This is a genomic window from Enterobacter sp. KB-221C9 (genome assembly GCF_041320715.1).
Taxonomy (GTDB): domain Bacteria; phylum Pseudomonadota; class Gammaproteobacteria; order Enterobacterales; family Enterobacteriaceae; genus Enterobacter; species Enterobacter asburiae_D.
Map to the genome: position 1 here is coordinate 52,882 of NZ_JBGIWG010000019.1, position 11,096 is coordinate 63,977.

The following is an 11,096-nucleotide window of genomic DNA, read 5'->3' on the forward strand; positions in this document are numbered from 1 at the left end:
TATTATGAAAAATAATACTGACATTAAAGATATCGTCGTCTTGTCGACAGCAGACTGGGACAATCCATTCTGGACAAACAAGCAACATGTTGCGGTAGAACTGGCCAACCGCGGCCACCGCGTACTCTATATCGAGTCGCTGGGACTGCGTAGGCCAAGTGTAAATAAGAAAGACCTTTCGCGTATCTTCCGCAGGATTGTTAAAGCGATTAAAGCGCCGAGAAAAGTAAGAGATAATATTTGGGTCTGGTCACCAATCTCAATTCCGTTTAACAACTATGCGTTCGTTCGTAGGCTCAATAAGTTCATTTTGAGCAGCGCACTCAAGTTCTGGTGCTGGCGCTTGAAGTTCAAAGATGAAACGCTCTGGACCTATAACCCGCTCACCACGCGCTTTCTTGAACCCGGTGATTTCCAGTACGTTGTGTATCATTGCGTTGACGAAATCAAAGCGCAACCCGGTATGCCTGTAGACATTCTCCAGGATGCAGAGGAAGAGCTCGTTCGACGTGCGGATATCACGTTCGTTACCTCGTTGACCTTGCTTAAGTCGCGTGAGCAGTGGAGTGATGAAGTCTATTATTTTTCTAATGTTGCCGACTATAACCATTTTTCCACTGCGCTGGATGACGATTTACCTTTGCCGTCCGATCTTCACGCCATTCCTGAGCCACGCATCGGTTTTATTGGCGCAATCAGCGGTTATAAAGTCAACTTCTCACTGCTCGAAGAGATTGCGAAAGCGCATCCTGAATGGTCTATCGTGATGATAGGTGACGTTGGTGAAGGCGATCCGAATACGGATGCAACACAGTTGACCCGCCATAAAAACATCCACTTAATTGGTCCACGCGCTTATCAGCAATTACCGGCTTATTTGAAGGGATTTACCGCAACCTTACTGCCTAATAATTTGAATGAATACACGGCCTCCATGTTCCCGATGAAATTCTTCGAGTATCTGGCAGCGGGTAAAGCAGTGGTTAGCGTTGATTTAGCGTCGTTATGTGATTTCAAGGATTATGTGCGTATTGCCCACACGTCGACCGAATTTATTTCAGCACTGGAAGATATTACTTCAGGTCAGCGAATTTCTGTTGAGAAATGTCAGGAACTTGCACAAGAGTATACTTACCAGTCGCGTACTGAAAAAATGTTTAAGTTAATTGATGAGAAGCGTAATGAAAGTAGCAATCGTTCATGAGTGGCTGAGTTCCTATGCAGGTTCAGAAAAAGTAGTTGAACAAATTCTTCGTTGCTATCCTGATGCGGATATTTTTGCGGTTTGTGACTTTTTAAAACCTAAAGACAGACATTTTCTTAACAATAAAAAAGTCACTACGACCTTTATACAGCGTCTACCTTTTGCAGCGAAAAAATTTCAGTCTTATCTACCGCTCATGCCACTGGCGATCGAGCAACTCGATATGTCGGCTTATGACGTGGTGATATCGAGCAGCCATGCGGTCTCTAAAGGCGTTATAACGGGCCCAGACCAGATTCATGTTTCTTACGTGCATTCGCCTATCCGTTATGCGTGGGATTTCCAGCATCAGTACTTACGTGAATCTGGCTTGGATAAAGGGCTGAAGGGATGGCTTGCTAAGTATCTTCTGCACAAAATTCGTATCTGGGACTATCGTACGTCTGCAGGGGTAAATCATTTCATCGGTAATTCCCAGTTTATTGCTCGCCGAATCAATAAAGTTTACGGTAGGCAAGCAGATGTCATCTACCCACCCGTGAACACGGATAAATTTGAGTTTAGCGACAGTAAAGAGGATTTCTACCTGGCAGCTTGCCGCATGGTTCCCTATAAGCGTGTCGATCTTATCGTGAGCGCCTTTGCCAAAATGCCCGATAAAAAATTGGTTGTTATCGGTGACGGCTCAGAAATGGATAAAATTAAGCAACTGGCGACTGACAATGTTACGTTGCTGGGCTATCAGGACGATGCTGCGCTTGTTGATTACATGAAGCGTGCTAAGGCGTATGTATTCGCAGCGGAAGAAGACTTCGGTATTTCCCCGGTCGAAGCGCAGGCAAGCGGCACGCCTGTGATTACCTATGGAAAGGGAGGGTGTCTGGAAACGGTTAAACCTCTCGGAAGCGAGAAGCCAACCGGTCTGTTCTTCTTTGAACAAACCGCCGAGGCTATCTGCGATGCCGTGGAAACGTTTGAAAAGCATGCGGGAGAGATCAATCCGCAGGATTGCCGGGAGCATGCTCTGACATTCTCTGAGCAACGATTCCGTGAAGAGATTATCAACTTTGTTGATAAAGCGTGGTCGCAATATTCTGAGTCATTAATAAATACTCAGGCTGCGCGTGTGCAGAACAATTATACTCATCCAGGAAAATAATGACCACGGCATAAATCTTGGGATTTATGCCAGGGAATAAATAATGAAAAGTAGCGTATTTCAAGATCAAAAGAAAGAGTTTGTTTGTCGCATCTCTTTGATGCTTTCGGATTTTTTCTGGTTAAACATCTCTTTAGGGCTTTCATTTTTAACCATCATGTTCTTCATTGGTGATTTGAATACCTTCATGCCGCTGGTTCAGATGGATGTTCGTCTTCTGTCGCATCTTGTTTTGACAACATTATGTGTACTTTGGTTTGGCGTCCGTTTACGCCACTATGCACAGAAAAAACCATTCTGGTCTGAGTTGAAAGAAACACTGCGAACTATTGTCATTTTTTCCATTTTTGACCTCGCCTTGGTTGCATTCTCAAAATGGCACTTCTCTCGATATATTTGGGCCTATTGCTGGATATATGCCATCATTATGGTTCCGGTTTCGCGAGAACTAACAAAAGTTTTGCTTAATAAACTGGGCTACTGGAAGAAGCGCACTGTCATCTTGGGTTCTGGACGCAATGCCCGTGAGGCATATTTCGCACTCCAGAGCCATGAGGTATCCGGGTTTAAAATTGATGCCTTCTGCGATTTTGATGCAACAGCGGAAACTCTGGAAGAGTGTCCTATTGTTAAAGATGAGAAGACCCTCTTAACTCATTACAATGCTTTTTCTACACAGTTCGTTGTCGCCTGTGATTTTGATGAAAAAGATAAATTTGAGAACTGGCTACGTTTCCTTGCCAGACATAAATGCCGCAATGTCATTATTATTCCTTCTCTGCGAGGATTCCCGCTTTACGGCACAAGCATGTCCTTCATTTTTAGCCATGAAGTCTTGCTGCTGCAGGTCCACAATAACCTCGCAAAACTGACATCACGTTTTATTAAACGTACTTTCGATATTGTTTGTACGTCAGCTATTCTTTTGCTTTCCTCCCCGCTGTTTGTATATCTTTGGTACAAAGTATCACGCGATGGTGGCCCGGCAATCTATGCTCATAGCAGAATAGGGCGACGTGGAGAGTCATTTGATTGCTACAAATTCCGCTCTATGGATATTAACTCAAAAGAAATACTGGCGGAATTACTTGAGAATGATCCTGAAGCTCGTGCCGAATGGGAGAAAGACTTCAAACTCAAGAACGATCCACGTATTACGCCTATCGGCAGGTTTATTCGTAAAACAAGCCTTGATGAACTTCCACAGTTATTTAATGTGCTCAAAGGTGAGATGAGTCTTGTTGGTCCTCGCCCGGTAATTCAGGAAGAGTTAGAACGCTATGCGGATGATGTCGATTATTACCTGATGGTGAAGCCAGGTATGACGGGATTATGGCAGGTGAGTGGTCGTAATGATGTCGATTATACTACCCGTGTTTATTTTGATTCGTGGTATGTTAAAAACTGGTCACTATGGAATGATATCGTAATCTTGTTCAAAACAGTGAATGTTGTCCTGTTTAGAAAAGGTGCTTACTGATTTTAATAGTATCTTAGTTAATAAACGTAATGCTGTCTGTCTTAGCCAGAAATAGTGAAGGGAATATGAAAATACTCGTAACAGGTGGAGCAGGTTTTATCGGTTCTGCCGTCGTCCGTCATATTATTAACCATACGCAGGATACGGTCTGTGTTGTTGATTGTTTGACCTACGCGGGCAACCTTGAGTCCCTGGCATCCGTTGAAAAGAGTCCTCGCTATTCATTTTCGCGTACTGATATCACGGATGCTGTGGGTATTAGCGCTCTGTTCCGCGAGTTCAAGCCGGATGTTGTCATGCATCTGGCGGCAGAAAGCCATGTTGATCGTTCTATCGATGGTCCGGCTGCGTTTATCCAGACCAATGTGATAGGTACGTTCACGTTGCTTGAAGCCGCGCGCCAGCATTATTCAATTCTTGATGATAAGCAAAAAGCGGGATTCCGGTTCCATCATATTTCTACCGACGAAGTCTTTGGCGACCTTCACGACAATGAGGGCTTGTTCAATGAAGAGAGCGCTTATGCGCCGAGCAGCCCGTACTCCGCCTCTAAAGCGGGAAGCGACCATTTAGCGCGAGCGTGGAACCGGACTTATGGTCTGCCCGTTATCATCACAAACTGTTCCAATAATTATGGGCCATATCATTTCCCGGAAAAGCTGATCCCGCTGGTCATTCTAAACGCCTTAGCGGGAAAGCCGCTGCCGGTGTACGGTAACGGAGAACAGGTGCGCGACTGGTTGTACGTAGAGGATCATGCCCGAGCTTTGTACAAAGTGGCGACGGAAGGAAAAGCCGGCGAAACGTACTGTATAGGCGGCCACAATGAGCGTAGAAACATTGATGTTGTCAAAACAGTGTGTTCAATTCTCGATAGCATCATAGTGAACAAACCGGCCAATATAAAAAGTTTTGCCGACCTGATTACCTTTGTGGAAGACCGACCAGGGCACGATCTTCGCTATGCGATTGATGCCAGTAAGATTGAACGCGAACTCGGATGGGTGCCTCAGGAAACGTTCGAAAGTGGTATTGAGAAGACTATCAAATGGTATCTCGCCAATGAAAGATGGTGGCAACGTGTGCTTGATGGCTCTTATGCCGGTGAACGACTCGGGCTGAATAAATAATCGAGGTATAAGTAATGAAAGGAATTGTTTTAGCAGGTGGGTCAGGCACGCGTCTTTATCCCATTACGCAAGGTGTATCGAAACAATTGCTCCCAATTTACGACAAACCGATGATTTTCTATCCCATTTCTGTCCTTATGCTGGCCGGAATTCGCGATATTTTAATCATTACCACCCCGGAGGATATGCCCGCCTTTCAGCGTTTGATGAAAGACGGCTCCCAGTTCGGCGTGAATTTCACCTATGCAGTGCAACCCTCGCCCGATGGCCTGGCTCAGGCATTTATCATCGGTGAGAAGTTTGTGGGGAATGACCCCTGTGCTTTAGTTCTTGGCGACAATATCTTCTTTGGTCACGGTTTCAGTAAGAAACTGGAAGATGCGGCCAGTAAAACGACCGGGGCAACGGTGTTCGGTTATCAGGTCCAGGATCCTGAGCGATTCGGTGTCGTTGAGTTTGATGAGCATTACAAGGCCTTGTCTATAGAAGAAAAACCGCTGAAGCCAAAGTCTAACTGGGCGGTTACAGGGCTCTACTTTTACGATAACAACGTACTGGAGATGGCGAAAGAGGTGAAGCCTTCAGCGCGGGGTGAACTGGAAATTACGACCCTGAATCAAATGTATCTGCAGCGTGGAGAGCTGGACGTACAGCTTTTGGGACGTGGGTTTGCCTGGCTTGATACCGGGAACCACGACAGCCTGATAGAGGCTTCTCAATACATCCACACGATTGAAAAGCGGCAGGGAATGAAGGTGGCTTGCCTGGAAGAGATTGCGTTCCGTAAGAAATGGTTAACTGCAGAAGAGATCTCCGCTCAGGCAGAGAAACTCAAGAAAACGGCTTATGGTCAATATCTGGCGATGTTGATTAAAGAATAAAGGGTAATTGCTTACTTATTTACCCATTGCGTTTCGTTGCAAACGTAAGCGCACCAAAGGCTATCCACAAGTAGCTGGCTTGAGTTAACATCATAGATACATTCAAACTGCATTGCATCGCAGTGATTATCCCCAAGACAGGAGTATGTAATGTCCAAGCAACAGATCGGCGTTGTCGGTATGGCAGTGATGGGGCGCAACCTGGCGCTCAACATCGAAAGCCGCGGTTATACCGTCTCCGTATTCAACCGCTCCCGTGATAAGACCGAAGAAGTCATCGCTGAGAATCCAGGTAAGAAACTGGTTCCCTTCTATACGGTTAAAGAGTTCGTTGAGTCTCTGGAAACACCTCGTCGTATCCTGTTAATGGTGAAAGCGGGCGCAGGTACCGATGCAGCTATCGACTCCCTGAAACCTTATCTGGATAAAGGCGACATCATTATTGATGGCGGTAACACCTTCTTCCAGGACACCATTCGTCGTAACCGTGAGCTGTCTGCTGAAGGCTTCAACTTTATCGGCACCGGTGTTTCCGGTGGTGAAGAGGGGGCTCTGAAAGGCCCATCAATCATGCCTGGCGGCCAGAAAGATGCGTACGAACTGGTCGCGCCTATCCTGACCAAAATCGCAGCCGTCGCTGAAGATGGTGAGCCTTGTGTAACCTACATCGGTGCAGATGGTGCGGGTCACTATGTGAAAATGGTGCACAACGGCATCGAATACGGCGACATGCAGCTCATCGCTGAAGCTTACTCCCTGCTGAAAGGCGGCCTGAACCTTTCCAATGAAGAACTCGCTGAGACTTTCACCGAGTGGAACAAAGGCGAGCTGAACAGCTATCTGATCGACATCACCAAAGATATCTTCACGAAAAAAGATGAAGAGGGTAAATACCTGGTTGATGTGATTCTGGATGAAGCAGCAAACAAAGGTACCGGTAAATGGACCAGCCAGAGTTCTCTGGATCTGGGCGAACCGCTGTCTCTGATCACCGAATCCGTCTTCGCGCGTTACATCTCTTCCCTGAAAGAGCAGCGCGTCGCGGCATCTAAAGTGCTGTCTGGCCCACAGGCTAAACCAGCAGGTGACAAAGCCGAATTCGTTGAAAAAGTTCGTCGTGCACTGTACCTGGGTAAAATCGTTTCTTACGCGCAGGGCTTCTCTCAGCTGCGCGCGGCGTCAGACGAGAACAACTGGGATCTGAACTACGGTGAAATCGCGAAGATCTTCCGCGCGGGTTGCATCATTCGTGCGCAGTTCCTGCAGAAAATCACCGATGCCTATGCTGAAAATGCGGGTATCGCTAACCTGCTGCTGGCGCCGTACTTCAAGAAAATTGCGGACGAATATCAGCAGGCGCTGCGTGACGTGGTTGCCTACGCTGTCCAGAACGGTATTCCGGTTCCGACCTTCTCTGCTGCGGTGGCGTACTATGACAGCTACCGTGCTGCAGTATTGCCAGCGAACCTGATTCAGGCACAGCGTGATTACTTCGGTGCGCATACTTATAAACGCACCGATAAAGAAGGTGTATTCCATACCGAATGGCTGGATTAATCTGATTTAAAGCAGCCTGTTAAAAAAGCCCGGTGATGATCACCGGGCTTTTTTTATCACGTATAAGCCCATCTGGACTTGCTTTGTGCAGTGAATGTCTTTCAACCCCGTATAAACCACTGCATTTTCTCATTTCTGCAGCCAGGCATTCGCCTTGACAGCTACTCAACATAAGAGGTAAAAACCTCAACAGTTGTTTATTGCGGTGGCGTGCTTACGCCTCCTGAAACTTAAACTTGAAGAAGTTAAACGAATGAAAATAACTATCTCCGGAACAGGCTATGTAGGCCTATCAAACGGCATTCTGATCGCACAAAACCACGAAGTGGTGGCGTTGGATATCGTTCAGTCCAAAGTGGATATGCTTAATCAAAAGAAATCCCCGATTGTCGATAAAGAGATCCAGGAATATCTTGCTAATAAACCACTGAACTTCCGTGCAACGACTGACAAAGAAGATGCCTATCGCGACGCAGATTTCGTCATCATCGCCACTCCAACTGATTACGATCCTAAAACCAACTACTTTAATACCTCAACCGTAGAAGCGGTGATCAAAGACGTTGTCGCAATCAACCCAAAAGCGGTGATGATCATTAAGTCGACCATCCCAGTAGGCTTCACTAAATCTATTAAAGAAGAGTTGGGTATTGATAATGTCTTCTTTTCGCCAGAGTTTCTGCGCGAGGGCAGGGCGTTATACGATAACCTGCACCCCTCCCGTATTGTGATCGGCGAGCGCTCTGAGCGAGCGGAGCGGTTTGCCGCACTGCTGCAGGAAGGCGCAATCAAGAAAGATATTCCGGTACTGTTCACGGATTCCACCGAAGCGGAAGCGATCAAGCTGTTCGCCAACACCTATCTGGCAATGCGTGTGGCTTACTTCAATGAGCTGGACAGCTATGCAGAGAGTCTGGGTCTGAACACCCGCCAGATCATCGAAGGCGTGTGCCTTGACCCGCGTATTGGCAACCATTACAACAACCCGTCGTTTGGCTACGGCGGTTACTGCCTGCCAAAAGATACTAAGCAGCTGCTGGCAAACTATCAGGCGGTGCCAAACAACCTGATTTCCGCGATTGTGGATGCCAACCGCACGCGTAAAGACTTCATCTCTGATTCTATCCTTGCGCGTCAGCCGAAAGTGGTGGGTGTCTATCGTCTGATCATGAAGAGCGGCTCTGATAACTTCCGCGCGTCTTCCATTCAGGGGATCATGAAGCGTATTAAGGCGAAAGGCGTTCAGGTTATTATTTACGAACCTGCGATGCAGGAAGACGAGTTCTTCCACTCCCGTGTGGTTCGAGATCTGGATGCGTTCAAGCAGGAAGCGGACGTGATAATCTCTAACCGCATGGCGGAAGAACTGGCGGACGTGGCGGATAAAGTCTATACCCGCGATCTGTTCGGAAGTGATTGATTACTCTTAACGCACGTAAAAAACCCGGCCTGGTTGCCGGGTTTTTTTATTTTCAGACCTTGTAGAAAGCGCGATACCAGTCGACAAAGTTTTTTACCCCGTCTTTGACCGAGGTCTGCGGTTTAAAGCCTATAACGTCATACAAGGCTTTCGTATCCGCGCTGGTCTCCAGCACGTCACCCGGTTGAATCGGCATCATGTTTTTCTCCGCTTCTTTGCCGAGTGCCTCTTCCAGTGCCGTAATGTAATCCATCAGCTCAACTGGGGAGCTGTTACCAATATTGTAAACGCGATAAGGTGCTGAGCTGGTCGCCGGGGAACCGGTCTCGACGGTCCAATTCGCATCGGCCTGAGGAATCACATCCTGAAGACGGATGATCGCTTCAGCAATGTCGTCGATATAGGTGAAGTCACGTTTCATCTTACCGTAGTTATAGACATCGATGCTGTTCCCTTCAATCATCGCTTTGGTGAACTTAAACAGGGCCATATCCGGGCGTCCCCAGGGACCGTACACCGTAAAGAAGCGCAGACCGGTTGTCGGCAGGTTGTAGAGATGCGAGTAAGTGTGCGACATCAGCTCATTGGCTTTTTTGGTCGCCGCATAGAGTGAAACCGGATGATCCACTGAGTCATCAGTAGAGAACGGCATCTTACGGTTCAGACCATAAACGGAGCTGGAAGAAGCATACAAGAGGTGTTGAACCTTGTTATGACGACAGCCTTCCAGTACGTTGAGATGACCCACCAGGTTAGCATCTGCATAAGCGTGCGGATTTTCCAGCGAGTAGCGTACCCCCGCTTGTGCGGCCAGATGGATCACACGGTCAAATTTTTCGTTGGCGAAGAGCGCGGCCATGCCTTCACGGTCGGCCAAGTCCAGCTTTTGGAAGGTGAAATTATCGGATTTGAGCAGATCCAGACGCGCCAGCTTAAGGTTCACATCATAGTAGTCATTGAGATTATCAATCCCGACGACCTGGTGTCCGGCATCCAGCAAGCGTTTACTGACATGAGAACCGATAAACCCTGCCGCGCCCGTAACCAAAAATTTCATATCTTCCCTCATTACTTTTCTATCTTGTCGATGCCTGAGGCATCAGAATTGCTATATGATAGCGCGTTGACCGCGAGTTATATAACCCATCTTTCCGATATAACTCATCGGATTCTGATAGAAAAATCGCTGGCAACAGATACACTATGTAAACATGACTATTTTTGCCCTTTTTCATCTGTTAGGGATTGTATGACGCAGAACAACAATACTCCGGTTAATAGCAGTACTGTTCCGGAGCAAATTGATTTACTTGATTTAGTGCTACAGCTGTGGCGTGGAAAGTGGGTAGTTGGCGCTTTTGTTGCTGTTTTTATCGTCCTGGCGGGTATTTATATTACTGTCGCAAAAGAGAAATGGACCTCTTCCGCGATCATTTCTCAGCCAGATGCGGCTCAGATTGCCACTTACGCCAATGCACTGAATATCCTGTACGGTAGCGCAGCACCTTCACTGCCGGACATCCAAAACCGTGCTATTAGCCGTTTCAATTCCTCATTTTCTGCTTTAGCGCAAGCGCTCGAAAACCAGGAAATACCAGAAAAGCTGACCATCGACGCTACCGTTAAGGGCCAGACGCTGCCGTTAAGCGTCTCCTATACCGCTGAGTCTGCGGAAGCTGCGCAAAAACAGCTGGCACAGTACATCCAGCAGATTGACAAGCAAACGGCGAAAGAGCTCGCTCTCGACCTTAACGACAACATTAAACAGCAGATCACCACGCTTAATGACTCACTGGAAAACCAGGAAAAAGTGGCTCAGGAGCAGAAGGATTTGCGTATCAAGCAAATCACTGAGGCGCTGAAAAACGCTGAGGCAGCGAAAATCAGCACGCCGCAGATTCAGCAAACCCAGGACGTAACGCAGGAAACCATGTTCCTTCTGGGAAGTGAGGCGCTTAAGTCGATGATCGATAACGAAGCGTCTCGTCCGCTGGTCTTCTCAGTTGCGTACTACCAGACCAAGCAGAACTTGCTGGATATTGAGAATCTCAACGTAAATCCGGAAACAATCCATGTTTATCGCTACGTTATGAAACCGGATCTCCCTGTTCGTCGTGACAGCCCGAAAAAAGCGATTGTACTGATTCTTGCCGTGCTGCTGGGTGGCATTATCGGTTCAGGTTTCGTACTGGGCCGCAACGCATTGCGTAGCTACAAACCAAAAGCCTGATTTGTAGATTAAAAAAAACCGGGGATTATCCCCGG

Annotated in this window: 9 protein-coding genes; 8 read left to right on the top strand and 1 reads right to left on the bottom strand. The window is 47.3% G+C overall.

Annotated elements, in window-relative coordinates; translation table 11 throughout:
- Positions 1-4: 4 nt before the first annotated feature.
- The 7 genes from AB8846_RS21100 to ugd all read left to right on the top strand — a co-directional run bounded on the left by AB8846_RS21100 (position 5) and on the right by ugd (position 8,831).
- The gene (locus tag AB8846_RS21100) at positions 5-1,204 is read left to right on the top strand and encodes a glycosyltransferase (RefSeq protein WP_331411950.1); all 1,200 of its coding nucleotides are present in this window, start codon (positions 5-7) and stop codon (positions 1,202-1,204) included.
- Positions 1,182-2,363, top strand: coding sequence for a glycosyltransferase family 4 protein (locus tag AB8846_RS21105; RefSeq protein WP_370733612.1), 1,182 nt, complete (start codon positions 1,182-1,184; stop codon positions 2,361-2,363). Before AB8846_RS21100 ends, AB8846_RS21105 begins: the two co-directional genes overlap by 23 nt.
- A 43-nt stretch (positions 2,364-2,406) precedes the next feature.
- A complete protein-coding gene (gene wbaP / locus AB8846_RS21110; protein ID WP_370733613.1) occupies positions 2,407-3,843 on the top strand; it encodes an undecaprenyl-phosphate galactose phosphotransferase WbaP in 1,437 nt (478 codons plus the stop codon).
- 65 nt (positions 3,844-3,908) lie between these two features.
- Positions 3,909-4,973 (top strand): dTDP-glucose 4,6-dehydratase, encoded by a 1,065-nt coding sequence (rfbB, locus tag AB8846_RS21115; protein ID WP_370733614.1) that lies wholly within the window; start codon positions 3,909-3,911, stop codon positions 4,971-4,973.
- Positions 4,974-4,987: 14 nt separating this feature from the next.
- Entirely contained in the window at positions 4,988-5,854 is an 867-nt protein-coding gene (gene rfbA / locus AB8846_RS21120; RefSeq protein ID WP_370733615.1) for a glucose-1-phosphate thymidylyltransferase RfbA, read from the top strand.
- A 150-nt stretch (positions 5,855-6,004) separates the two neighbouring features.
- Entirely contained in the window at positions 6,005-7,411 is a 1,407-nt protein-coding gene (gene gndA, locus AB8846_RS21125) for an NADP-dependent phosphogluconate dehydrogenase (RefSeq protein WP_023336249.1), read from the top strand.
- A gap of 253 nt (positions 7,412-7,664) precedes the next feature.
- Positions 7,665-8,831 carry a UDP-glucose 6-dehydrogenase gene (gene ugd, locus AB8846_RS21130; protein WP_023336248.1) on the top strand — a complete coding sequence of 389 codons (1,167 nt, stop codon included), beginning with the start codon at positions 7,665-7,667 and terminating at the stop codon, positions 8,829-8,831.
- A 52-nt stretch (positions 8,832-8,883) separates the two neighbouring features.
- Here ugd and AB8846_RS21135 read toward each other — a convergent pair whose 3' ends face one another.
- Positions 8,884-9,888 (bottom strand): NAD-dependent epimerase, encoded by a 1,005-nt coding sequence (locus tag AB8846_RS21135; RefSeq protein ID WP_331411955.1) that lies wholly within the window; start codon positions 9,886-9,888, stop codon positions 8,884-8,886.
- Between the two features lie 192 nt (positions 9,889-10,080).
- Between AB8846_RS21135 and wzzB the strand changes: the two genes are divergently transcribed.
- Entirely contained in the window at positions 10,081-11,061 is a 981-nt protein-coding gene (gene wzzB, locus AB8846_RS21140) for an LPS O-antigen chain length determinant protein WzzB (RefSeq protein ID WP_370733625.1), read from the top strand.
- Positions 11,062-11,096 lie beyond the last annotated feature (35 nt).

What these genes read in the sequence shown, in the direction of transcription:
- AB8846_RS21100 (WP_331411950.1), top strand. Translation starts at nt 5, where the DNA reads ATGAAAAATAATACTGACATTAAAGATATCGTCGTCTTGTCGACAGCA.
- AB8846_RS21105 (WP_370733612.1), top strand. Translation starts at nt 1,182, where the DNA reads ATGAAAGTAGCAATCGTTCATGAGTGGCTGAGTTCCTATGCAGGTTCA.
- wbaP (WP_370733613.1), top strand. Translation starts at nt 2,407, where the DNA reads ATGAAAAGTAGCGTATTTCAAGATCAAAAGAAAGAGTTTGTTTGTCGC.
- AB8846_RS21135 (WP_331411955.1), bottom strand. Translation starts at nt 9,888, where the DNA reads ATGAAATTTTTGGTTACGGGCGCGGCAGGGTTTATCGGTTCTCATGTC.
- ugd (WP_023336248.1), top strand. Translation starts at nt 7,665, where the DNA reads ATGAAAATAACTATCTCCGGAACAGGCTATGTAGGCCTATCAAACGGC.
- wzzB (WP_370733625.1), top strand. Translation starts at nt 10,081, where the DNA reads ATGACGCAGAACAACAATACTCCGGTTAATAGCAGTACTGTTCCGGAG.
- gndA (WP_023336249.1), top strand. Translation starts at nt 6,005, where the DNA reads ATGTCCAAGCAACAGATCGGCGTTGTCGGTATGGCAGTGATGGGGCGC.
- rfbA (WP_370733615.1), top strand. Translation starts at nt 4,988, where the DNA reads ATGAAAGGAATTGTTTTAGCAGGTGGGTCAGGCACGCGTCTTTATCCC.
- rfbB (WP_370733614.1), top strand. Translation starts at nt 3,909, where the DNA reads ATGAAAATACTCGTAACAGGTGGAGCAGGTTTTATCGGTTCTGCCGTC.